This window comes from Shewanella sp. 10N.286.54.B9 (genome assembly GCF_041468565.1).
GTDB lineage: Bacteria > Pseudomonadota > Gammaproteobacteria > Enterobacterales > Shewanellaceae > Shewanella.
Map to the genome: position 1 here is coordinate 1 of NZ_JBFRIY010000022.1, position 23463 is coordinate 23463.

Below are 23463 nucleotides of genomic sequence, written 5' to 3' on the forward strand. Positions count from 1 at the left end.
GATGCAGAAGGTAGAGCGAAGCAGGATGCTAGAGCCGAGAATAACTATTAGCTACAACCCACGTGCTTGTCTAAAGTGATTTAAATTCCCGCTGAATGGTCAACTCTTTAATGGAATTGGTATTAATCCTGATGAAGCCAATTATGCTGAAAACAGTCTTTGCCAAAGCTGGTTTATTGTTGCAGTATTGTTAATAGGTGCTTGCGTATTGGTTTGTCGTCCATGAAATTAAGTTTTAGCGAATTTACCATCGATAGTGAAGCTGCAGAGTTACAGGTAAATGGCAATGTTTTTGCCCTTGATGAGCGTAACATTGCGCTTATCCAACTGCTTGCTAACCATTATCCTGAACACTGTTCAAAGCAGGATTGTTTAGATAATATTTGGGTCGGCACCGTAGTATCGGACATGTCTTTGTCAAAGTTGGTATCTGATACACGAAAAATGTTTAGTAAGGCTGGATATTCCGGGCCACTTATTCAAACGGTTCATGGTCGAGGGTATCGGCTTGAACATACATTGGGTAAACAGTTGTCAAAAGCACAACCTGCGGCCAAAGCTACAATCACACCTCAAGATAAAACATCATCAGCTCCTTTTGTAGAGCGCCGTAAAAGTCCGGTAGCAACTTCTTGGTGGGAAGTTTTTGCTAAGGTGTTGGTTGCACTACTTTTAGTGCTCGGCTTATTATTTCAGTTTTGGCAAGGTAATGACCATCAACATGAGACAACAGCCACGGCGCGCGATCTAAATTATAGCGAACCCAAAGCTGCGCTAGGTCGAGTATTGTGGGTTGACGATCATCCTGAGAATAATTTAGTTGAGAAGGCTTATTTGGAGTCTAAAAACGTTGGTGTTTATACCACTGTTACCTCAGAAGAAGCGCTCATGTTGCTATCGATGTATAACTATCAAGCGATCATTTCCGATATGGGGAGACATGGGGATTCGTTGGCTGGTTTGAAATTGTTACAAGCGGTTCGTGCGGCTGGTTACGACATCGACTTTTACCTATACACCTATGTTGATTCCCCTGGGGTCAGTGATGCTATTTTTAAAAGTGGCGGACAAGCTGTTGTTATCGATAGTGATACACTGTACCAATTGGTATTAGCTCACTTTTAGACCTCCTTGCTTCACTTTGTTGCACTATTCACTATTCACTATTCACTATTCACTATTCACTATGCATTAGTGCTACAAACTCGATGCTGTTAATCATTAGTACAAGCGATAATCATTAACTATCAAATGTTTAAAGCTCGATTCAGACCATTGAGTTTAGCTTTATAGCAATTCCATTAGGGCTATGCTCAGTTCAGAGCTTCCTCAGAGCTTTCAATTCAAGGCGCATTGTGTCGTTTATTCAACTTGAATTAGCTTGCCAAAAACACGCTGAGTCGATCAACTTCTTATTCTGATTGCTATTAAACAATAAATTATAAAAATACCTTGTTCTTATTTCTTTGAATTTAAACGGTTTAATATCAATTCATAATATTTCAAACAAATTCAAGTTATCTCAATGGGCAATCATCTAAGCCTATGCTATCTATATGTTTAACAAGTGATTAAAGCTTTAGCGCAAAACCTTCCTTGATAGTTTCGTACGCCAAAAGTGATGGTGTATCAGGTTAAACAGTATTAATAGTTCTTCGATTAGCCACCTACGCTTAGGTGGCCTTTTTTTGTGTCGAAATTGGCTGTGGTTGAATGGCTTTAATGGCGTTAACTAGAAAAGTCCATTAATGATTGTTAATCAGAAAAACCATCTTGGATAAATAGATGCTTAGTTTGATTAAAGTTTGCTTCGCTACAGTTTACAAAATCAATTGCATACTGTGCGTTGTCTAAGCGAAACTTCTCTATCTTTGCAATCTCATATTCGTTCATCACGATATTCATTGCTTCTTGTGTCCACTCAGGCTCACCTTTACCGATCACAACTTCAGGCGGATCGTAATGAGTCACCATCCAGTTTTGTAGCTCTTCTGCTGTGATCTTGCCCTGTTTCCAAGAGGATAAAAGCTCGGTTAATTGCAGTTTGGTAATCTCAGATGTTGTCATGACTTGTTCCTATCAGTGCTAATGCGGCATAGCTTAGCCTAATTTTACCGAGCTCAACAGCGGGCTTGGGCGTTATTATGTCAGTTGCCATGAGTGCAATATTGGATACTCTACGCCATGTTCGCCAGCAAACGACTCAAAAAGGTGTAACGCGCTAGGTTGTATAGCCAGAGGCTTATAATGAACATTGGAGACTGCAGCTTTGGCTTTTCGAGAAAGAGTTATATGCGGGTTATATTGATGTTCGCTCTGATGTAATTCAAGCTGTTGCGCAATTGCTTGTCCATCATTTGCCATCAATAACAGGTTTGGATCTGACGCCGTACCTTTAAGGCAGAGTATTTTTGGCTTTTGCCAGTGTTCAATGCAATCTAAATAGACTGTGAAACGCGGTTTATCCATTGCTTCAATTTGATTGATAAGTGCACCGATAGTCTCATTGCTGGCGTAGCCTAAAAATGCCAGTGTCATGTGTAAGTTTTGACTAGGTACCAGCCTAACACTTGCAGGAAGCTGCAGCTGAATGGCTTCAATTTGCTTGGTTTGTTCCGTGGTAAGTGAGAAGCCAAGAAAAACCCGCTTTCCTGCCGCAGTACTTATGTTGCGTGTGCTGTTAGTCATCAATCGGTACCACAATAAAGATAAACACCTTTGAGAGTTTAGCCTGTTAGCGCTTTTAGAGTACACTGCTTGGCAAACATTACTTTAGTATGGTGCGTTTTATACGGCCATAGCGAGCCCCACTACAAACAATGCCAGTGACCTCATTACCCATTCATACTCTATTAAAGCCTATTCGAAGTGCTTTTAAACAAGCTAACCAAGTGATACTTGAAGCGCCTACTGGTGCAGGCAAGTCGACGGCATTACCTTTGGCGATGCTGGATTGGGATGAAATAGACGGTAAGATCTTAATGCTTGAACCGCGCAGAGTTGCAGCCCGAAATGTTGCCCAGTTTATAGCAAAGCAGCGAGGTTGTACGTTAGGTTCTGAGGTGGGTTATCGAGTTCGAGGAGAATCAAAGGTTAGTGGTGATACCCGCCTCGAAATTGTGACTGAGGGGGTATTGACGCGAATGATCCAGCAAGACCCTGAGTTGACAGGTATTGCGCTAGTCATATTCGATGAGATCCATGAGCGTCATCTAACCACTGATTTGGGGCTAGCATTGGCTTTAGAGATCCAAGCTAGCTTTCGTGAAGATTTAAAATTACTAGCAATGTCAGCTACTTTATCAGGCTTACCATTAAGCGACTTAATGCCTGATGCACTCACTCTTAGTAGTGCAGGGCGTAGCTTCCCTGTTGAGCTAGATTATCGTGCTGCTCCCACACAATCATTGTGGCTCGATCATATGGCTAAAGTGATTATCGATGCGTTAAATAAGCAACAACAAGGTTCACTGTTAGCTTTCCTTCCGGGACAAGGGGAGATAAGACGGTTACAAACCCTACTAACGCCGCGTTTAGATCCCAATGCATTTGTTATCTGCCCGCTATATGGCAGTTTGCCGGCTAAGGCGCAGGATCAAGCTATTGCGCCGCCAGCAACAGGCATTCGTAAGGTGGTGCTCGCTACCAATGTTGCTGAGTCGAGTCTGACGATTGAGGGGATCACGCAGGTTATTGATTCGGGCTATAAGCGCCAAGCAAGCTTTAATCCAAGAACTGGGGGCACTCGGTTGTCACTCAAACGAATAAGTCAGGCTTCTGCAGCTCAACGCAGTGGTCGAGCTGGTCGCTTAATGGCTGGCTTTAGTACGCGATTGTGGAGTCAAGAGGAGCATGGTCGACTGATAAAAGCCGATGAACCCGAGGTTATGCATACCGACTTGATTTCGATGGTGTTAGATGGGGCGTACTGGGGGGTTAAATCTCTCAATGAGTTGCCTATGCTAACCCAGCCGTCAAAAGCCAATGAAGAGGTAAGCTGGCAGTTACTCCGTTCACTTGAAATGGTTGATGATAAACGGGTGATTACCGCCCACGGCCGAGCTGCTTATGAGTTAGGTTGTCAGCCACGAATCGCCCACATGTTGCTTAAAGCGCAGCGTTTATCAAAGCAAGAGCGTGATGACAATCTAGTGATCTTAGCTGCTATTTTAGCTGGCACTTTAGAGGCAAGAGGCCACAGCCGTAAAGGCTGTGAAATCAGTCACTATTTCCAAGAAGCATTAACGTCGGAGCCTGCCAAACAGATCCGCCAGTGGCTCAATAACTTAGGCATTCGCAGTAGTTCGTCACAAACATTATCAATGGTGGCAAGCAACGCTGCGGGTGATGATATTGCCATGCTGTTAGCTTTTGCCTATCCCGATCGTATTGCTAAACAGCGTGGAGCAAGTGGCTATCAGTTGGCTGGCGGTAGCGGTGTTGAATTAGCAAACGATGATAACTTGTCTGGGCAGCCTTGGTTAGTGATTGCTGACTTTCAAGAGAGTGAAGGGCGAAGCAATGGCAAGGTGTATCTTGCCGCGACACTCAATGAACAATTATTTACTGATCAGCTCTCAGGCTTAGTGGATACTATTGAGTATTGTGGTTGGGATGACGCAAAAGGGCGTTTTTTCGCTGAAGAGCAGCGAAAAGTTGGTCAAATCTTATTGAGCAAGCTCCCGCTGAAGCAGTTGGATAAAAAGCTAATCAAAAATGCGATTTTAGAACAGGTTGTGCTTAATGGTTTAGGTTTGTTGAAGTTTGATGAACGCACAGAGCAGTTACGTTATCGACTGGCGATTGCGGCTGATCTGGATAAGTCACATGACTGGCCAAGCCTGGATGATGCTAGCTTGATCAGCCAGTTAGACGAATGGCTTAAACCCTATCTGGATGATGTGCGCAGTTTGGCACAATTACAGCAATTAGATTGTTATACTCTGCTGCTTAATTTAATGCCTTGGGCTACCCAACAGCATCTTGAGAGTTTGTTACCAACGAGGTGGCTTATGGCCACCGGCACCCATGCAAAAATTGAGTACGATGCACAACAACGTGGGCGTTTAAGCGTAAGACTGCAAGAGGCTTTTGGTATGCAGCAGAGCCCTAAAATAGCTAATTGTAAGTTAGTGCTTACTATGGAACTGTTATCTCCAGCTAGGCGACCTTTAGCATTGACAGCGGATTTAGCGAGTTTCTGGCAAGGGCCATATGATCATGTAAAGAAAGAGATGAAAGGGCGTTACCCAAATCATCTATGGCCTGATGACCCAGCGAATACACAACCCACCAAATTTACTAAAAAGAAGACCTTTGGCGCACAATGATGTCGCGCTAGGCAGCGGAACAGTAATGACAGATAAAGCGGCACCTAAACCGAAAACTAAAAAAACCACCAAGCGTCCAGCGGTAAAAAGAGTATCGTCGGGCAAAGGCGGTAAAAAGCGAGCTAATAAGAAATCACCGAATAAATCGGGTTGGGGCCGTAAAATTTGGTCTATAACTTGGAAGCTTGGCGTTATCGCAGCAGTCGTTGTTGCCGCTTATGGCATCTATTTAGATCAAATTATTGCGCGCAAGTTTGAAGGGCAGAAGTGGCATCTGCCCGCCCAAGTATTTAGCCGTTCAATGGCGCTTTATCCTGGAGCCGCTGTTAGCCACGGTCAGTTGATGTCTGAGTTAAAACTACTTGGCTATCGTAAAGTGGCTAATCCGCGTCAAGTGGGTGAGTTTTCAGCATCGAAAACCAAAATAGATCTTTGGCGTCGACCGTTTTTACACCCTAAAGGTGATCAAACCGAACAAAGAGTGATGATCACCTTTGACTCTAACGGCATAAGTTCTGTGGCAAGAAGTAGCGACCAACGTCAGCTCGCGGTATTTCATTTGGAACCGGTATTATTGGACAGAATTATTACCGGCGATGGCGAAGATAGGTTATTTGTAGCGGCCGATAAGATGCCGCAAGCGATAATCGATGCGCTTATCTTGGTTGAAGATCGCAGTTTCTATGAGCATCATGGGGTTAATCCTTTTGCCATTTTGCGCGCGGCGATGGTCAATATCAGTGCTGGGCGGACAGTGCAGGGTGGCTCAACCTTGACTCAACAGCTTGCCAAGAACTTCTTCCTTTCAAGTGAGCGCTCCTTGACGCGTAAGCTGCGTGAAGCCTTGATGGCGATTATTATCGATTTTCGTTATGAAAAGGATGAGATCCTCGAAGCTTATTTAAATGAAGTCTATATGGGGCAAGACAAAGCACGTGGCGTTCATGGTATGGGGCTCGCTTCACAGTTTTATTTTGGTCGACCAATAGGCGAGTTAACCCTGCCGCAACAAGCATTTTTAGTGGCCGTTATTAAGGGCCCTTCCTACTATAATCCGTGGCGTTATGAAGAGCGTGCACAGAAGCGTCGTGATCTAGTGTTGAGATTGTTGATGGAGGCTGGAGAGCTGAATGTGGCTCAATATGAAGCTGCAGTTGAATCACCATTAGGGTTAAGAAAGTCCGATAAACCAGTACACCAAAAACTGCCGGCGTTTTTCGCTGTGGTTAAACACGAATTGGCAACACGCTATGGTGATGCTCTGCTACAACAGTCTGGCATTAAGGTTTATACCACACTCGATCCTATGGCACAGGAAGCTGCTGAAAAAGCGGTTAAGCAGACCCTTAAGCAGCTGGGTAAGAATGATGAATCCTTGCAAGTAGGCATGGTGCTGACCGATAAGTACTCAGCGGGTATTGCCGCAATGGTCGGAGATAAGGTGCCAAGTTATCAAGGCTTTAACCGCGCAGTAGAGATAAGACGACCTATTGGTTCGTTGATCAAACCGTTTGTGTATGCCACCGCGCTTAATCAACCGAAAAAGTACACCTTAGCAACGCCTTTAAAGGATGAACCTATCACCCTGAAAAATGGTCAAGGTAAAACCTGGTCACCGCAAAACGTAGATAGAAAATTCCGCGGTCAAGTGCCGCTATTGACCGCGTTTAAAAAGTCGATGAACGTGCCGACCGTTAATTTAGGTATGGCTATTGGCGTCAGTAGTGTGGCAACTACCTTAGATAAAGCGGGCTGGAAAGATAAGATCCCTGAGTATCCTTCAATGCTGTTAGGCGCTGTTAATGGCTCGCCGCTCATGGTGGCGCAGGTGTTCCAGACTGTAGCTGACAATGGTCGTTATCGTCATTTAAACTCTGTCACTACGGTACTTGATGGGGATAACCAACCGCTAGTTGCACCTAAGCGCACAGCGACGCAAGCGATCCCAGTAGCAAGTAATTACTTAGTCAAATATGCCATGACTCAAGTGGTCGACAATGGCACCGCTAAACGCTTAGGTAGTACTTTCCCAAGCACGACATTAGCGGGGAAAACCGGCACTAGCAATGATTCAAGAGACTCGTGGTTTGCCGGGTTTGATGAGCGAAACGTAGCGGCGATCTGGGTTGGGCGTGACGATAATGGCAAAACCGGGCTTTATGGCAGCAGTGGCGCAATGGCGGTGTATCAAGCCTTCTTAAAAAATCGCCCTCCACTCAGCCTACGTATGGCACCTGTCGATGGTACGGTGCAAGGTTACTTTGATCGTAATAGCGGCGCAGCCAAACAAGCGGATTGTGGCAATGTGGTCAAGGTACCTGCTTTAAGGGAAAGCTATCAGCCGGTTGCTAATTGTGGTGAGCCGCTGCCGTGGTGGAAAAAGCTGATCGGTGGATAACTAGCACTGGTGATAAGGCTTGTTATTTGCTTTTTGGAAGGTTCATTTAACGTGCTTTTTATTAATAGCTTGAGGCGATGTGAGTGTGCTTTCCATAGGCGTATTAAATTGATTTTTGACTACTTTGCAGATACTTTCTGGTTTGACGGTATTAAGCTTTACGAAGGTGTCAACGCTGTCACCTGCAATGGGATAAAACATTTGTTGGGTAAATGAAGCACTGGAATGAGTGATAAGACGATCTTTTATCACTTGATTTCGTTCGACAAAAGCCGACGTACTTTCTTGAACTGTAAGTATTATGTCCCCGCGTACAAGCGAGAAATCACTTAAGAAGTAATCAACTTCAATGTCTTTATTGTTGTTAAATTGGTAACGGATGCTGCATTTTTGCCCTTCTTTAGTAAAGCCAATATGGCTAAACCAGTAACTTCCTTGGTCGTTGTATAGCAGTTCCCATGTGCCTACTAAATCATCTTGAATCACTTTTTCAGTATTAGTTGAAGAGCAAGAACTAAGCAAAAGTGTAGCGATTAAAATAAATACTCTCATTGATCCCCCTTGTTAATCAGCTATCAGCTTTTAAGTTGATACTCCTTTCTCTGGTGGGGAAGGAAACCTAGAACCAGCTTTGCTCAATAGCGGTTGAAAAAGCGCTAGAGAAGTTAGATAAAATGGCGCTATGCCCGGTCGTGAACATGTCAAATGATGCATCAACAGGCACTGTTTGATCACTGCTCGTGACGCTAACAACAAGTACCGGAAATAACACTGTATTGGCGCTATTAACAATATCTTGTGCTTCAGTTATTGAATATTGGTCATTGTTAAGAGAGGCCGTTGAGACATTGGTTAACTTGGAGTTTGTCACTCGCTTTATCACTGCGGAATTCTCTAATTTGGTCAGTGATTCATTAGCGTCATTGACCACAATCGCTGTTGTTATATCAGTGGGTTCCACCCAAGTGTATTCATAGCCATCATTAAATTGGTAACTGCGGTTATTTTCAAACTCAATTCTGGCTGCGGTATTGTCGACAGACAGGTGAAAAATAATACGACTAGCATCGGTACTTTTGGCGTAATCATTATTCTGCGTCACATTATTATAAGTATATTCAAATCTGACTTCTTGTTGATTAGTTTCACTATTTAAGACGCTAATACACTTTACACTTATCTCCTTTGTTGCCGTGCAGAGTTGAGTCACAATCGCTTCTGATAAGCCCAATTGCAGCGCATCATTTTTGAATTTTTCATCAATTACGGTTTCATCAGTATCGTCTGGATGTAATATATTATCGACGTATTCACAGCCCGCAAGATGTAAACATAACAAACTTGCGGTTAGCATTTTAAGTGTTGAATTCATTATTTGACTACTCTCTCTCTATCTCATCCATTAGATCACCAACATAATTTAACATTGTTTTTATTGGTTTTAATAGTGGAATTTACCTTGTTGAGCCCTTGGCTTTGCACATTCGTGTCGAGCCTTAATGAATTGAAAGTTGCAAGGAGAAAGTCTCTTCGATACCGCTATTTTTCTAACTAGATTTAGATAATCTGCGTCTTTTTTTAATTGGCAGCGTCTTAAGGGGGAATTGAAAAACAATTAATTTCTTCGGAGTCAAAAATGATCAAACTGATTAGCTTTAAAAACTGTCCTTTCGTGCAACGTGTTATGGGCGCACTGGTCACTAAAAATGTGCCATTTGAAATTGAGTATATTGAACTGAGTGATAAACCGCAGTGGTTCTTAGATATTTCACCCAATGGCCAAGTACCTGTGTTGGTAACAGAAGACCAGACCGTACTGTTTGAGTCTGATGCGATTGTTGAGTATCTAGATGATAAATATTCCCCAATCGAGCAGGTATCAGCAGAGCAAAAAGCACTCGACCGAGCTTGGTCTTATCAGGCTAGCAAACACTATATGGCTCAATGCGGCACCATGGGCAGCAAAGATAAACAGACCTTTGAAACTCGTTTGGCTAACCTGTCAAAATCATTTGCTAAGGCTGAAGCCAAGCTTGGCGACAGCGCTTTCTTTAAAGGCGACGCTATCTCTAATGTGGATATTGCGTGGTTGCCGCTTTTGCACCGAGCGGCGGTTATCAAAAACTGCTCAGGCTTTGATATGCTTAATGGTTTTCCAAAAGTGCAGAAGTGGCAGGCAGCGCTGATTGAATCCGGTCTTGCAGATAAAACGGTACCGGATGATTTCGTGAAGACCTTCAGTAATTTCTATTTAAAGAATACGTATCTGGCGAGTTTAGTTGATGGGGCTGAAATCGATGGTAAGGCTAGTTGCTGTGTGACCAGCTCATGCTGTGGTTAGCTATTGAATAATATCGCCCTGTTATTAAACAGAGCGATATTTTTACTTCACAGTCTTGTTGCGCAGGAGTGTTGTTTGCTTCAGCATAGACCTTGTTTCGACAAGCTGTGTGGAGTCGCTAGTGGGTCTTTTGAATGAGTATGAAAAACAGCAACTGTGGCGAAATTGGCCGCAATATCTGCAGTTAATTCCGTTAACGCCTAGCGATTCGGTTGTCGATCTCGGTTGCTCTATTGGTGAGGTTTCGCGTCATTTTTCTCAGCGAGTTAGCCGTGTTGTAGGTATCGATATTAATGACGAGTTTGTACGGCCTTGTCAGGCTAAAAGCGCTGATAATGAATCGTTTATCCATAGCGACTTTTTGGCTGTCGATTATCCTTCTCTGGGGCAGATTAATGGCATTTGGGCGAGTTACTCACTCTCTTATTTAGTTCAGCCGCAAGCATATTTACAACAGCTACATTCAATATTACAACCTAATGGTTGGATTGCCTTATTGGATATTTCCTGCTTTATTTCTGGCAACCTCAGCCAAGGTAGCCGCTATTATGAAAGGGTACGACAGTTTGAGTTAGCTTCGGCACAAAATTGCAAATATGATTTTAATTTCGGCGCGAAAATGCAAACCATGTTGCAGAATATTGGTTTTGAAATCATCCATGTTGATAATGATGTCACCGACGCGGAACTTAATTTTTCTGGTGCTGCGCCAAAAGAGATTATTCAAGCTTGGTCAGCTAGGCTGAGCCGAATGACAAAACTCAAGGCGTTACTTGATAATGAGTACACGGATTTCTGTAGTGAGTTGTTATCTAATCTGGCGTTAGACAGTCACGAACAACGCGCTAGTGTGCGATTTGTTGTAGCCAAGAAAACGGCTCGATTGAGAGAGTTGCTCTAAAACCTGTAGATTCAAAATTGAGATAAAGCACAGAGCTGACAAGCTCTATGCTTTATTGCTGTGCCTCTGCCTGAATTAGGCGTCGACGAAAATCACTTCACCGTTGATAAAACCGTCGACTGAACGCTCAAAAGCTTTACCAACCAATGCGCTGGGCACTGGCTCAAAACCAGGCATCATTTCACCGTACACATCCCATGCTTCGGCCAGTACCGTGGGGTTAACCACGTTAATACGCTGATTTCTTGGCATTTCTAAAGCCACACATTTAACGAATGTGTCTATAGCACCACTGGTGGTAGCATCAGCAATGGCATAAGGGATCGGCTTAACATTTAAAATACCGCTAATGAGCGTAAACGAGCCGCCATCGGTAATATATTCTTGGCCAATACGCACCAAGTTAATTTGTCCCATCATCTTGCTCATTACTGTGCTCATCCACTGCGTTTGTGTCATCTCAGTGAAGTTGGCGTATTCGCAGGCTCCGACAGTGTTCACCACTGCATCAAATTCACCAACGCTTTCATATAGGGCTCTGATTGATTGCTCGTTGGTGATATCAACAATGTGGTCAACATCGCCAGATCGCCCTGCGGTAATCACCTTGTGGTTGCCAAGACCCATTAATGCCGCTTGACCCATTTTACCCAGTGCACCAATTAAAATTACTGTTTTCATATTGCTCTCCAACCATCTGTTCTGTTTCGATGCGGAAATAATAGAGAACAGGTAAAACAAATTGAAACAAAGCTTATTTGTTAGTGATACAAGTTATACTTGTTTTAGCAGCGCAGTGAGTACAGTTATTTTCGGCTAATGCAGCAAGCAGGGGGAGCTAATGAGTAAGCTAGATCGATTAGACATAAAGCAACTAAGGGTGTTTCAAGCGCTGATCCGCGAGCAGAATGCCTCGAAAGCGGCGAGTCAGTTAGGCATGACGCAGCAAGCGGTCAGTGAGCACCTTAAAAAGCTGCGTGATGTGTTTGATGACCGGCTATTTTTGCGAAAAACCAATGGATTTATCCCCACACCTTATGCAGAAGAGCTGGCTATAGGCGTGGATAAATTGCTAAGTGACTTCAAGGCGCTGTTGACGCCGAGCCGTTTTGACCCTAAAACTATCAGCGGCACCTTTGTGATTGCGGCCACTGACTATGCGCAGCAGGTGGTGTTGCCTGCACTCATCGCTAAGTTAAGGCTAGCGTCACCGAAGTTAAAGTTCATTGTTAGAGATTTTGAAATCGATAAGCTGCATGAGCTGATGCAGAGCGGTAAAGTGAATTTGGCAATTGCTTTTCCTGACTACATTCCAGATAGCTACCCAATAGTTAAACTGTTTGAAGAGCATCATGTTTGTGTGGCATCGCCGAATGCATCGATTGCCCAGTCTAAACCCTCATTAGCTGAGGTCGCGAGTTACCCAAGCATTATAGCCTCACCTTCTAGGCCCAATTTTAAAGGCTCAATCGATGATTGGTTTAAGCAGTTTGGCTTAAGCCGCAATATTGTGGTTTCAGCGCCGTGTTTTTCAATTGTGCCCATGTATCTTGAAACCACAGACTCCATCGCGTTTTTACCATCTCGAGCGATTAAGAGCTTGGATCTGGTGGAAATTGCATTAGCGCAGTCGCCGGATAAGTTTGACGTCATTGCCGCTTGGCATCCGCGTTATAGTGATGATGCATTGCAAAAGTGGGTACTGTCTTTATTAACGGCAGAGCGTTACTAGTCAGGATCTACGTCCTTGATTTCACTCTTATCTGCCAGAAAGCTTGAGCTATTTTTTGCGTTTTCTTACTTTAGCAGGCTTTTGCTGTAACCAGATATAACAGCCTGTTAAAGACATGATGATGAGTGACAGGGCTACAAGATCCATTAGCCATGGGCCGAAGCTGCCGAAGAAGCGACCACTGTGTAGATCGAGTAGCACTCTTTCCCAGTGCAGCCTGCTGCTACGAATTTGCTCAGCGACTTCAGCGTTATTGGCGTTGTCTAACGCTTTAACCCACGGAATGGCAGCCAGTGGTTGGGTTTCAGACCAGTCGATAAGATCGCTATCAGCGACAAATAATCCAGATTGAGTTTTAAGCCAAAGGTGCTGTTGTAAGCCTAATGATTGTATATGGGGTGGCAGACCGGTGGCACTGTCTTGAGTTTCAAGTAGATCTCCTTGGGCTGACATTAAATACAGATGACTGGCATCGACTGCAACAAGCATGTTGTTATAGGCGGTTACCGCTAGCACTAGGCTATTGGCTTCCAAGATAAGTTGTTCATCAAGCCAAACCTGATTACCAGCGCTAACGAGTTTGTGGGGCGATTGTTGGTAAATGCTTATCTCTGTCGGTGCTTTAATGCCGTAATAATCAAGCAACCAGCTTTGTTTTACTTGGGCTGAATCAAGAGCTAGATGATTACTGTGATTGATTAATACCCCAGATATGGCAATAAACATCACTAGCAGAGTGGAAAATATTCCAATTCTGCGGTGCCAAGGGCGTAATTGTCGTAACAGTTTGACTCTAAAGCTTGGATGTTTGCGCGTCATTCTTTGTCTTTATTTATCACATAATCGTCGAGATACAGGGCAATGCGCGATAACTTTGTTAACGCACGAACTGATAATGTCGCACCTGTAATGCCATCGATATGTGTATCGAGTTGTAAGTCTTGCTTGAGTTTGGCTGATTTAAACTGATCAGTAAAGAAGTCATGTCTGACTTCATCGCCGCGACTTTCTCGATATACCAACACTTTTGTCTGCGCTATTGCGCTGTCTTTTACGTGTATTGCCACTGTGATAGGAGATTCTTTACCAATCTCATCCATTATCCACACGCTTTCATTGGCTTGTTGCCAGTAACGCAGGCGCATCTTTTTAAAACTGTGGGCAAGAATAGATTCTATGGTTTGTTGTGCGGTCTCATCAATCCAGAATACTTTTGCTTTAGGCACATCAGCGTTGAAGGCTTGGCCGATAAACTCTTCTGGTGTTTGGTAGGTCCCTCTAGCGTTTACTGCAGCGCTCATCAATGAGCAACATATAAAGACTGGTAATATAACTAGGGGTAATTTCATCTTGAACAGACTCTTTATTGAGAAGTAGTGAGTGCTGCAAAATAAGCACTCACTAGCGTTTTTATTTAGCTATTTGAGCTTAGTTCAAATTAGAACTGGTACCCAACACCTAAGTTAAAGCCGTCAGCGTCTTTAGCGCCACCCACTTTTTCGTAGTCAGCTTTAAAGACAACGTTTTCGTGCAACCAGTAGTTAATACCTACATTAGTTTGCTCAACGTTAGTGTCATCGCTGTTACCAGCGTTGTTGTCGTATTCATTATAACGGGCGAATATACCGAAGCTGTCATTGAACTTGTATGAAGGCTCAATGTACCAACCATTTTGCTCGTCACGTCCTAAAGCTTCGGCTTCTTTACCATCGATATCCCACTGTGCGTACAATGCTTTAACAGTGAAACCTTGGATAGAATAGATCGCGTGTGCAGAAAGCAATGTTGCAGATGCTGTATCAACGCCACCAGTACTTTGAGTTAGATCAGCTTGATATTGTGCCGTTGCAGCAAGCTCAAGACCAGGTACCGCTGTGTACTTAACACGTGCAGTATAAGCTAGATCTGAGGCATCAGCTTTGGCTACCTTTTGACGGCCGCCACGAATGCTATAAGTTTCATCAACTTTAAGACCTGAAGTAATCGCACCATCGAAGGCTAAACCTGGAGCTGCTTTTAAGTTAAGTGCAGCACCCGCTTCCCACCAAGTTGCTGGGATGATGTTTTTCTCAACTGGGTTACGCTCAACACCGTAGAATGCTGGTGGCTCGTGAGTTTCATTAATGATACCGACTGGCATCAAAAATAGACCCGCTTTACCAACGAACATGTCGTTAAAGTCATGCTCAATATAAGCTTGCTCTAGCTCGACTTCACCTGGCTTGTCGTCACCTGAAAGGGCGTGTTCAATCTCTAATTCTGAGAAGAAACGGGTGCTTTCTGTGAATTCATGACCAAAGAAAAGTACGAAACGATGGAAATCGATAGCTTTCTTATCTTTACCTGACTTGTTGTCAGTGATGTTGTTGTAATGCAGCTCACCGTAACCACCGATTGTTGTGGCACTCTTTGACTCAGAAGCTGACTCTTCAACTACGTCTGCGGTTTTTTCTACACGTTTTTCAGTTTCATCAAGACGCTTTTCAAGATCTTGTAAAACTTTTTGCTGTTGCTCAATAATCTTACGTAGCTCAGCAGTTTCATCGGCTGCATAAGCTCCTTGAGTTGCAAACAAGCTAACTAGCGCAGTAGCAAGTAAGGTTTTCTTCATCATCATTCAGTCCCTTTGTTATAGCGGGTTGTAAAATTTGTGAGGAGTTTACCAATTGATTAACATAATGCAAATTATTCTCATTTAAATTATGATTTAGATCAACATTTGTAAAGCGTTTATGTTTTTTATATAACCGCATTTGGATGGTGGTTATTGTAATTTTCTTTTTAAACAAGTAGTTACCGATTTTGTTGGGGGTGTATATTGCGATTATTTTCTTTACATTTAAGTGGGTGAGAGGCGTTTTTATTTTATTCGCTCTAAAAAATAGCGATTTCAGCCATTTTTAATATGAATTGGCTTAGAACAAGTTATTTTTGGTGAGAGTTTTTGGTTATAGAATGTGACTTAAATGAGCGTAAAAATGACTCGTTGAAGTCATCGGGTGAGTCAAAATTCAATCATGGTATACAATGCTCGGCCACTTTGAAGGCTAACAAGATTGTTGAGTGATTATGTTCCTAAGTTCTTTCTTTAAAAAAGCAAACCAGTCTGTTGTGATTGCTCCAGAACAAGCGAGTGAGTTTGCTAAAAGCGTTGCCCATGATTTCAATCCAATCCATGACGTTGCCGCAAAGCGTTTTTGTGTACCGGGCGATCTGCTTTTCTCTTTAGTATTAAATGAATATGGTCTAAGCCAGAAAATGACCTTTAATTTTGCAGGTATGGTGGGTGATGGCGTTAAGCTGCAGTTCCCAGCAGCCGTTGAAGAAGATTTCGATATTAGAGATGACAAAGACAAATGCTACCTAAATGTGCACCGTAGTGGCGATGTCCGTCATTGTGATGTGCAAATAGAGTCTTTTATTCGCAAGTATGTGGCGTTTTCAGGCCTTAACTTTATGCATATTTTGGTGCCAATGATGAAGCAGCGCCAAATGATGATTAACCCTGCCAGACCATTAGTGATTTACGAGAGCATGTCTTTTGACTTAACGACTCTCGATTTTACCGAGGTTGAGTTGACCTTGGTTGAGCAAGACTTAAAAATTGAAGGTAAACGTGGTGATGTGACGCTAACTTTCGAATTACACAGTGGCGATAAGTTAGTGGGTACCGGCATTAAAACTTTGGTGATGAGTGGCCTACGCCCCTATGTTGATGATCAAGCGCAGCAGATGTTTGATAAATATGAAGAGCGTCGCCTCAGTTATGCTGGCTAAGCAATAGCGCTTAACTTCCCATCGGACAGTCGATAACGATTGCTGATAAACCGACTAATGACACTGGTGATTAGTCGGTTTTTTGTTTTTAAGCGATGATTAAAACAGCAGCCAATCCGATTTGATCTTATGAGTGAATAAACTGTGAGCTGGCTCACTTGAGGCTAGAGGATAGATAACGCATTCTGTTTGACCCATTAGCTTTTATATCAAAGCTAATGGGATCCGTTCGGATGAAGGTAGCAGGAGAGTGGGGAGTAACCCCACACCGACGAGGCAACTTTGATTTAGCTAATCATGCTAAGCAAAGCACTCTTTCAGGTGCCACTTAATACCCGTTCTACCTGGAGATGCAGGATTCAGTGGGAATTTAATGGACTTTAATCACGGCATTGATTGCCACTAATGGTTATTCCCTTGGTAAAATCAATAACACTGAGTAAAGTCCATTAAAGCCCATCGCAGAAGGCTTTGTGTCAGCCCACTTCGTTGTTGCACTAATTTAAAAGGGAATAACCATTTCTACATTAATGCGCCTAGAATTGAACTGGCACAATGCCTCTGAAACGAGCAGCTTCAAGTAGAACGGGTATATGTGGTGAGGACTGTTACTGGACGAGCCTCTGGAGAGACTGTGAGCAATTAAGCGTTTGTGAGCTTGATTGACGCACAGCGCCGAAGGCGAAAGTGTTAGCATTTTTTGTTAACGCGAAACGCTCAGGCAAAAGGACAGAGGAGAGGATGACTGTGTTAACTTTTATCAAATCGATATTAGTCACTGTCGTTTGCTGCTGCGCCTTTTCTGTCCTCATTCGAGGCAGATAAACCGTTTGCTGCGCTCGGCAGCACGCTACACTAGCCATTTCTTTTCCTCCTCCGATTATTAATAACTCCTATTTCAAACTGTTTGAATATAGCGAGTTCTGTTGTTTAATACTCGAGGAATACCATGAATTTTGAAGCACTTCTAGCTGATATCAACGCCATTGTTTGGGGGCCTGTCACCCTCTGTTTGCTGGTTGGTACCGGTCTTTACCTCACTATCCGATTAAAGCTGATCCAAGTTTTTAAACTGCCGTTAGCACTCAGTTTGCTGTTTAAGCCTGCAAGTGGCAAAGGTGACCTGTCCTCTTTTGCCGCGTTATGTACCGCGTTGTCGGCAACCATAGGTACCGGGAATATAGTCGGGGTTGCCACCGCGATAAAAATTGGTGGTCCAGGGGCACTATTTTGGATGTGGTTAGCCGCTTTCTTTGGTATGGCAACTAAATATGCAGAATGTATGTTGGCAGTTAAATATCGCACTACCGACGCCCGCGGTAATATTGCTGGCGGCCCGATGTACTACATTGAGCGCGGCCTTGGTCTTAAGTGGTTGGCAAAAATATTTGCTGTATTTGGCGTAGGGGTGGCATTTTTTGGTATCGGCACGTTTGCACAGGTTAACGCCATTAGTGATGCCATGACTATCGCCTTTGATGTACCTGCGTGGACTACAGCCATTGTGCTGACGTTAATGGTGGCGGCGGTGACGTTGGGCGGCGTCAAGCGGATTGCTAACGTAGCGCAAAAGTTAGTACCAACAATGGCGCTGGGCTACGTTTTAGCGTGTATTTGGATTTTGCTACTGTTTGCCGATCAAATATTGCCTGCATTACAACTTGTGCTGCACTCCGCTTTTACGCCGATATCAGCAGCGGGTGGCTTTTTAGGGGCAACGGTTGCTCAGGCACTACAAATTGGTATAGCACGAGGAGTATTCTCTAACGAATCGGGCTTAGGGAGTGCACCTATTGCCGCCGCTGCGGCCAAAACCAATGAGCCGGTTGAGCAGGGCATGGTCAGCATGACTGGCACATTTTTCGACACTATTCTCATCTGCACCATGACCGGACTTGTGCTGATTATTACTGGCGTTTGGAGTGGTGATACTGCGGGAGCTGCCATGACCAGCGCCGCATTTGCCGCCGGAGGCTCTGCGATTATCGGACAGTACGTGGTGACCATTGCCTTGGTTTGCTTCGCCTTTACCACTATTTTAGGTTGGCATTATTATGGCGAGCGTTGTTGGTACTACCTAACTGGTAAGCGCCTAGGAGAAAAAGGCATTAAGTTATATCAGCTGATGTTTCTTAGTTTGATTGCGGTGGGCGCCTTTATCAAACTTGATTTGATTTGGATGCTTGCCGATACGGTTAATGGTTTAATGGCGATCCCTAATTTGATCGCGCTTATCGGATTACGGCATGTGATCATGGCGGAAACCGACAAGTACTTTGCTAAACGGCGTGCAGCAGTACTTGATGAATTGCGCACTCAATAGCTTGCTGTGCGGTAGTCGATAACTGGTTATCACTGCCGCAAATTGATACCTCTTATATTGTTTTCAGTAAGGTGCTCAATTGCCGATTGATTGAGCACCTTCATCGCAGAAAGTGGCGTATGATCGCGCTTCCTTTATTTAGTCACTAAAGTCAGCAAAATAGCTACCTGGCGATGATTGCCAAGCGCGGCGCTTTCCTTTAATTTAGTGACCAGTTAATTTTATTATCAACCTCTTTATATGCGTGTTGCTATCAATGCGACACGTATCAGCTTGCTAGCCACTTTTGCCTAGCAAGTTGCGTTTGGATTAAGGAATGTAATGCCAAGCTTAAATCGCATCGTACTAATTGATACTCACTTGCCAGGCGTAGTTGAACTCGCCCTTGATGGCCATACCAACATATGCGGCACTAACGCATCGGGTAAAACCACGCTGCAACGCTTGGTGCCGGTTTTTTATGGTGAGTACCCAAGCCGAGTCGTCCCCTCTACTCGTGATAGCTTTGAGCGCTGGTACCTGCCGCATGAATCAAGCTTTATCATCTATGAATATATCAAGTCTGACGGACTCGCTTATCAAGCGGTATTGGCCTCTGCTGGTGACGGTAAAGGGGTTAATTACCGCTTTATCGGTAAAGGCTTTGAGCTCGATGATTATATTAAAACCCAGCAGGGCGACAATATTCAATGCTATACCATGGCTGAGCTTGGCCGTGAGATGAAACGCGCGGGCATTGCGGTCACTAATCTACTCAATACTCGTGAGTTTAGGGCGATTATTCAAAACGATAGAGCATTATTGAGCACAGGCAGTAACCGTACTGAGCTGCGCAATTACGCTCGTCAATTCTCGCTTTGTGAGGCGGAGCACTCGTTGCGTCATATTGAAAAACTGGCGAAAGCGGTGCATTCAAAAGAGGGCAAGATGGAGACGATCAAGTCGATGATCGCCGCCATCTTAGAAGAGGACGGTGTTAATCCGCCCAGCTCTCGCATTAACCCACAACATGTTGAGTCTTGGATTAAGGAGAGCCAACTTATTCAGGGCTTTGAGCTTATTCGTCCAGAATTTGAAAAGCTTGAGCAAGAATTTGACCAGCTATTAAGCACCGAGCAGCGACTCGCCAGCCTGCGCCGCGGTTACAGCAAAGATGAAAGTGATGAGGTCGAAAGACAAGAGCACCACCAAGATTTGTCAAAAGCACTCAACGCTAAACTCAGAGAGTTAGATGAAGAGTGGAAAGAGCAACGTGACGAGCTCAACCTAGACTTGTCGGCGGCTAAAGGCGATGTGGCTAAGTGTGAACAAGAGCTAGACTCAATTGAAGATCAACACGCCTCATTTCAAGACGCTGAGATTGAACAGGCCAAGCTAGATCTCGAGCAGCTACCAAGCTGGCGCGGTACTTTAGAGAACTTGTCGGAGCGGCATAAGTTACAAACTGAAAAACACCAAGATATTGAAGCGGCATACAACGCCCGACGCAGTAAAATTGGTGAAGGGCTTAACCGAGAGCTGGAAAACTTGCACCAAGAGCAAGACAGCTTAAGAGAGTCCCGTGATAAGCAGCGCGAGCAGGGCCGAACTGAATTAGCAGCATTGGAAGAGCAATGGCGTGATGCGACCGATAAAGGTCAGGCAAAATTTAGTGAGCAAGCCTATCAATTAAAGCTGTCTGCCGCAGAACTGAAAGTACGCGTTGATAGCGTGACCTATTCGGAAGAGGAAAAGCTAGCGTTAGCAGTGTTTGATGAGCGAATTACCCGCGCCGATGAGGAGCAAGAAGCCTGTAACGCCAAGGTTGATCGCTTTACAAGTGAAGAGCGTAAGCTGCGCGCCAAACGCGATCAAGCCAATGAAAGCTTGCGGGTTGCTGGTATTCGAGTCACAGAGCGCCAAAGCGAGCTTGAAGAGCTGCACCATATCCTGTTTCCGCAGTCGCACACTTTACTTGAGTTTTTGCGTAAAGAAGCCAACGGCTGGGAAAACACCTTAGGTAAGGTGATCAATTCAGATCTACTGCACCGTAGCGACTTGCATCCGACTATCAGTGGTGAAAATCTTGAAGCCCTATATGGCATAGCGCTCGATCTAAAAGCGATCGATTCTCCTGAGTACGCCGCCTCTGAGCAGGAGCTGCGCATCAAGCATGCTAATGCCGAGGAGATGCTAACCAGTGCTAAAGAGTTACAGGCAGAAGCTGAGTCCAAGTTAGTGGCCGTCAATAGCGAGCTCGATGCCATGGCACGTGAGCTAACATTTGCTCGCACCGCCTATAAAAATAGCCGCGACGATCTGCGCCGGCTGTTTGATGATAAACGCGCTGAGCAAGAGAAGATCAACCAAGCATTGAATGAGCGAAAGTCTGCATCGCAAAAGCAACTTGCCAGACTCGACAGCGAGCTGAAGCAATTAAAGCAACAGCAACAAGAGTGGCTTGAAGAGCAAAAAGAGCAGGCGTTAGAAGCGCGCATGGAGAAAAATGCATATTGGCAGGAGGTGGTTGGTGCGTTAGACAACCAGCTTGGTCAGGTTAAAGCGAATATTCAAAATCGCCGAGATCACGCTAAAAGTGAACAAAAAGCCTGTGAGCAATGGTACAAGAATGAGCTTAAATCTCGCGGTATCGATGAAGCTAAAATTGTCGCGCTAAAAAACGAGATCCGCACCCTTGAGGCTAATATCAGCAAAGCGGAACAACGCCGTAGTGAAGTGCTGCGTTATGACGACTGGTATCAGCATACTTGGTTGAAGCGTAAGCCTAAATTGCAAACTGAGTTAAGCACAGTAAAGCAAGCCAGCTTGACGTTAGAGCAGCAGCTTAAAGCAAAATCCAATGAGGTTAAATCACAGCGTAATGAACTCGACAGCGAACGCAAACGCTCTGATACTGTGCAAGTTGAAGCGTCAGAAAATCTAACTAAGCTGCGTAGCGTTATGCGTAAACTGACCGAGCTTAAACTGCCAGCTAATAATGAGGATGCTCAAGGCGGACTGAGCGAACGTCTACGTCAAGGTGAAGATCAGCTGCTAAAGCGTGACTCACTGCTGGGGTCGGTGAAGCAATATGTTGAACACTTTGATTCAGTCATTGCCAGTAAGTCAGGTTCTAGCTTGTCAGAGACGTGGGAGCGCGCACGCGAAGAAGCCAGTTTCGTGAATGATAAAGGCATTCGTATTCTCGACTACCGCAAGTTGGTACCACGCCTGGAGCAGTTACTGAACGTGATGGTGCCGCAATCTATGATGGCACTGCGTGAACAGGGACGGATCTTCGGTGTTGATCTCACCGCATTTTACGATGTACTTGCCGATATTGACCGCCGTATTGCCACCCAAAGTGCGCGTATTACTCGTGAAGTGGGTGAAGAGTTATTCCTTGATGGGGTATCGGAATCTGCGGTCAAGATCCGCTCGCGTATTAGCGAGTTAGAGTTTTGGCCAGAGCTTGAAGCTTTTGTTAAAGCGTTCCGTCAATGGAAAGCCGACGGCTTTAGCGAGCTACCGGGAGAGGATTACACCAATAGTATGCGCCGTGCGTTAGATATTATTGGCCGTGCAGCATTATCGGGCGGGATTTCTAAGTTACTTGAGATTGAACTGCGTTTGAAAGAGGGCAATAGCGACTTAATTATTCGTACCGATAGACAACTTAATGAGTCATCAAGTCATGGTATGGCTTACCTGATCCTGTGTAAGTTCCTGTTAGCCTTTACCCGTTTGTTGCGTGGTCGTGCAGAGGTGACTATTCATTGGCCTATCGATGAGTTGGGGACCTTGCATCACGGTAACGTGAAAAAGATTTTTGATGCGTGTGAAAACAACAATATTTCAGTACTTGGTGCATTCCCGAACCCTGAATCTGAGGTGCTTAGCTTGTTTGCTAACCGTTACATTATTAATAAACAAACCAAAAAACTGCAGGTGGTTAAACCGCAGGTTAACTCGATTGCCGAAAAGCTTAGTCAGCGACGTACTCAGGAGGCTGTATAATGAGCCAAGTAACAGAAACTACATTAGTGGGTACCAGTGCGCTGATTGAACGTTTATTAAAGGGCGAGTTTATTTGCCGTACCACCGATGAAGATGGCTGGCGCGCGCTGAAAAATCCAGATACCCGTGAGCGTGTTGAGGTCTACTTAAACCAGATAAACCGTACGATTGGATCGGCGGGCGAAGGTGAAGTGTTCTTTTGCGGTTATCAGCAACTAGGCGAAAGTGAGCGTAAGGTCATTTCGTCGCAGTTTAAAGATATCTGTAATGCGCTTATCCCGCTGGTGGAATGGCTGGTGTTAGTGCAAGAGGGCAGTGGTCAAGATGCGCCGTTATCTGAAGGCGCCGCAGTTAGACTGACAGAGCTACAGACTCGCATTGAAGATACGCCGGCTTTTCGTGAGCAATTAGCTAAAATCAGTCATTACCGTCTATTTGGTTCAACCAGTAGTAATGTTGATGCGCAGATAAAACTGGTGTTTAAGCGCTTAGTGGAGCTAGGGTATTTAACCAAACCCAACGCTGAGAAACAGATTTTCATCGCCACCGGCAAGCTCGATTACCTATATGAAGTGATCCGTTTTATTGATGAAACTGAAGGCTTAAGCTTAGAGGCACAAGCTGAAACGGCGACACAGAGGGATCTGGTTTGATGCGCAATCAAC

18 protein-coding genes and 1 riboswitch are annotated in these 23463 nt (G+C 44.4%); of the genes, 10 read left to right on the plus strand and 8 right to left on the minus strand.

All coding sequences use genetic code 11. The features are described 5' to 3' along the window. The first annotated feature begins 222 nt into the window (after positions 1-222). Positions 223-1125, plus strand: coding sequence for a winged helix-turn-helix domain-containing protein (locus tag AB4135_RS08320; RefSeq protein WP_371991955.1), 903 nt, complete (start codon positions 223-225; stop codon positions 1123-1125). Between the two features lie 630 nt (positions 1126-1755). Here AB4135_RS08320 and AB4135_RS08325 read toward each other — a convergent pair. Both AB4135_RS08325 and thpR read right to left on the minus strand, forming a co-directional pair. Beyond that, positions 1756-2067 carry a hypothetical protein gene (locus AB4135_RS08325; RefSeq protein WP_371991957.1) on the minus strand — a complete coding sequence of 104 codons (312 nt, stop codon included), beginning with the start codon at positions 2065-2067 and terminating at the stop codon, positions 1756-1758. A 75-nt stretch (positions 2068-2142) separates the two neighbouring features. Next, positions 2143-2688 (minus strand): RNA 2',3'-cyclic phosphodiesterase, encoded by a 546-nt coding sequence (gene thpR, locus AB4135_RS08330; RefSeq protein ID WP_371991959.1) that lies wholly within the window; start codon positions 2686-2688, stop codon positions 2143-2145. Positions 2689-2819: 131 nt separating this feature from the next. Between thpR and hrpB the strand changes: the two genes are divergently transcribed. Together hrpB and mrcB are read left to right on the plus strand one after the other, a co-directional pair. Beyond that, complete coding sequence (gene hrpB, locus AB4135_RS08335; protein WP_371991961.1) at positions 2820-5330, plus strand: ATP-dependent helicase HrpB; 2511 nt, start codon at positions 2820-2822, stop codon at positions 5328-5330. 25 nt (positions 5331-5355) lie between these two features. Beyond that, positions 5356-7728 carry a penicillin-binding protein 1B gene (gene mrcB / locus AB4135_RS08340; protein ID WP_371991962.1) on the plus strand — a complete coding sequence of 791 codons (2373 nt, stop codon included), beginning with the start codon at positions 5356-5358 and terminating at the stop codon, positions 7726-7728. A 42-nt stretch (positions 7729-7770) separates the two neighbouring features. Here the strand turns inward: mrcB and AB4135_RS08345 are convergent, their stop codons facing one another. Both AB4135_RS08345 and AB4135_RS08350 read right to left on the minus strand, forming a co-directional pair. After that, positions 7771-8280, minus strand: coding sequence for a hypothetical protein (locus tag AB4135_RS08345; protein WP_371991964.1), 510 nt, complete (start codon positions 8278-8280; stop codon positions 7771-7773). Positions 8281-8347: 67 nt separating this feature from the next. After that, positions 8348-9100 (minus strand): hypothetical protein, encoded by a 753-nt coding sequence (locus AB4135_RS08350; RefSeq protein WP_371991966.1) that lies wholly within the window; start codon positions 9098-9100, stop codon positions 8348-8350. Positions 9101-9364: 264 nt separating this feature from the next. Here AB4135_RS08350 and AB4135_RS08355 point away from each other — a divergent pair, with 264 nt between their 5' ends. Together AB4135_RS08355 and AB4135_RS08360 are read left to right on the plus strand one after the other, a co-directional pair. Further along, positions 9365-10069: a glutathione S-transferase family protein gene (locus AB4135_RS08355; protein WP_371991968.1), complete on the plus strand. Its 705-nt coding sequence runs from the start codon at positions 9365-9367 to the stop codon at positions 10067-10069. Between the two features lie 121 nt (positions 10070-10190). Then, positions 10191-10970 (plus strand): class I SAM-dependent methyltransferase, encoded by a 780-nt coding sequence (locus tag AB4135_RS08360; protein WP_371991970.1) that lies wholly within the window; start codon positions 10191-10193, stop codon positions 10968-10970. A gap of 75 nt (positions 10971-11045) precedes the next feature. Here the strand turns inward: AB4135_RS08360 and AB4135_RS08365 are convergent, their stop codons facing one another. Further along, entirely contained in the window at positions 11046-11651 is a 606-nt protein-coding gene (locus AB4135_RS08365; protein WP_371991972.1) for a short chain dehydrogenase, read from the minus strand. A 160-nt stretch (positions 11652-11811) separates the two neighbouring features. Here AB4135_RS08365 and AB4135_RS08370 point away from each other — a divergent pair, with 160 nt between their 5' ends. Beyond that, positions 11812-12702 (plus strand): LysR family transcriptional regulator, encoded by an 891-nt coding sequence (locus AB4135_RS08370; RefSeq protein ID WP_371991973.1) that lies wholly within the window; start codon positions 11812-11814, stop codon positions 12700-12702. Positions 12703-12750: 48 nt separating this feature from the next. Here the strand turns inward: AB4135_RS08370 and AB4135_RS08375 are convergent, their stop codons facing one another. From AB4135_RS08375 to AB4135_RS08385, 3 genes are all read right to left on the minus strand, one after another. Next, positions 12751-13521, minus strand: a complete 771-nt coding sequence (locus AB4135_RS08375) for a PepSY-associated TM helix domain-containing protein (RefSeq protein WP_371991974.1) — start codon at positions 13519-13521, stop codon at positions 12751-12753. Then, positions 13518-14051, minus strand: a complete 534-nt coding sequence (locus tag AB4135_RS08380; protein WP_371991976.1) for an FMN-binding protein — start codon at positions 14049-14051, stop codon at positions 13518-13520. The genes AB4135_RS08375 and AB4135_RS08380 overlap by 4 nt, the downstream gene beginning before the upstream one ends. Positions 14052-14140: 89 nt before the next feature. Next, on the minus strand, positions 14141-15319 hold the full coding sequence (locus AB4135_RS08385) for a porin (protein ID WP_371991978.1): 1179 nt from the start codon (positions 15317-15319) through the stop codon (positions 14141-14143). Between the two features lie 452 nt (positions 15320-15771). Here AB4135_RS08385 and AB4135_RS08390 point away from each other — a divergent pair, with 452 nt between their 5' ends. The 4 genes from AB4135_RS08390 to AB4135_RS08405 all read left to right on the plus strand — a co-directional run bounded on the left by AB4135_RS08390 (position 15772) and on the right by AB4135_RS08405 (position 23451). Then, a complete protein-coding gene (locus tag AB4135_RS08390; protein ID WP_220735784.1) occupies positions 15772-16479 on the plus strand; it encodes a DUF3581 domain-containing protein in 708 nt (235 codons plus the stop codon). Between the two features lie 613 nt (positions 16480-17092). Continuing rightward, a riboswitch (glycine riboswitch) is annotated at positions 17093-17222 on the plus strand. 206 nt (positions 17223-17428) lie between these two features. Further along, on the plus strand, positions 17429-18802 hold the full coding sequence (locus AB4135_RS08395; protein ID WP_371991980.1) for an alanine/glycine:cation symporter family protein: 1374 nt from the start codon (positions 17429-17431) through the stop codon (positions 18800-18802). 321 nt (positions 18803-19123) lie between these two features. Further along, positions 19124-22798: an ATP-binding protein gene (locus AB4135_RS08400; RefSeq protein WP_371991982.1), complete on the plus strand. Its 3675-nt coding sequence runs from the start codon at positions 19124-19126 to the stop codon at positions 22796-22798. Continuing rightward, positions 22798-23451 carry a hypothetical protein gene (locus AB4135_RS08405; RefSeq protein WP_371991984.1) on the plus strand — a complete coding sequence of 218 codons (654 nt, stop codon included), beginning with the start codon at positions 22798-22800 and terminating at the stop codon, positions 23449-23451. Before AB4135_RS08400 ends, AB4135_RS08405 begins: the two co-directional genes overlap by 1 nt. Positions 23452-23463 lie beyond the last annotated feature (12 nt).

What these genes read in the sequence shown, in the direction of transcription:
- AB4135_RS08320 (WP_371991955.1), top strand. Translation starts at nt 223, where the DNA reads ATGAAATTAAGTTTTAGCGAATTTACCATCGATAGTGAAGCTGCAGAG.
- AB4135_RS08325 (WP_371991957.1), bottom strand. Translation starts at nt 2,067, where the DNA reads ATGACAACATCTGAGATTACCAAACTGCAATTAACCGAGCTTTTATCC.
- thpR (WP_371991959.1), bottom strand. Translation starts at nt 2,688, where the DNA reads ATGACTAACAGCACACGCAACATAAGTACTGCGGCAGGAAAGCGGGTT.
- hrpB (WP_371991961.1), top strand. Translation starts at nt 2,820, where the DNA reads ATGCCAGTGACCTCATTACCCATTCATACTCTATTAAAGCCTATTCGA.
- mrcB (WP_371991962.1), top strand. Translation starts at nt 5,356, where the DNA reads ATGACAGATAAAGCGGCACCTAAACCGAAAACTAAAAAAACCACCAAG.
- AB4135_RS08345 (WP_371991964.1), bottom strand. Translation starts at nt 8,280, where the DNA reads ATGAGAGTATTTATTTTAATCGCTACACTTTTGCTTAGTTCTTGCTCT.
- AB4135_RS08350 (WP_371991966.1), bottom strand. Translation starts at nt 9,100, where the DNA reads ATGAATTCAACACTTAAAATGCTAACCGCAAGTTTGTTATGTTTACAT.
- AB4135_RS08355 (WP_371991968.1), top strand. Translation starts at nt 9,365, where the DNA reads ATGATCAAACTGATTAGCTTTAAAAACTGTCCTTTCGTGCAACGTGTT.
- AB4135_RS08365 (WP_371991972.1), bottom strand. Translation starts at nt 11,651, where the DNA reads ATGAAAACAGTAATTTTAATTGGTGCACTGGGTAAAATGGGTCAAGCG.
- AB4135_RS08370 (WP_371991973.1), top strand. Translation starts at nt 11,812, where the DNA reads ATGAGTAAGCTAGATCGATTAGACATAAAGCAACTAAGGGTGTTTCAA.
- AB4135_RS08375 (WP_371991974.1), bottom strand. Translation starts at nt 13,521, where the DNA reads ATGACGCGCAAACATCCAAGCTTTAGAGTCAAACTGTTACGACAATTA.
- AB4135_RS08380 (WP_371991976.1), bottom strand. Translation starts at nt 14,051, where the DNA reads ATGAAATTACCCCTAGTTATATTACCAGTCTTTATATGTTGCTCATTG.
- AB4135_RS08385 (WP_371991978.1), bottom strand. Translation starts at nt 15,319, where the DNA reads ATGATGATGAAGAAAACCTTACTTGCTACTGCGCTAGTTAGCTTGTTT.
- AB4135_RS08390 (WP_220735784.1), top strand. Translation starts at nt 15,772, where the DNA reads ATGTTCCTAAGTTCTTTCTTTAAAAAAGCAAACCAGTCTGTTGTGATT.
- AB4135_RS08395 (WP_371991980.1), top strand. Translation starts at nt 17,429, where the DNA reads ATGAATTTTGAAGCACTTCTAGCTGATATCAACGCCATTGTTTGGGGG.
- AB4135_RS08400 (WP_371991982.1), top strand. Translation starts at nt 19,124, where the DNA reads ATGCCAAGCTTAAATCGCATCGTACTAATTGATACTCACTTGCCAGGC.
- AB4135_RS08405 (WP_371991984.1), top strand. Translation starts at nt 22,798, where the DNA reads ATGAGCCAAGTAACAGAAACTACATTAGTGGGTACCAGTGCGCTGATT.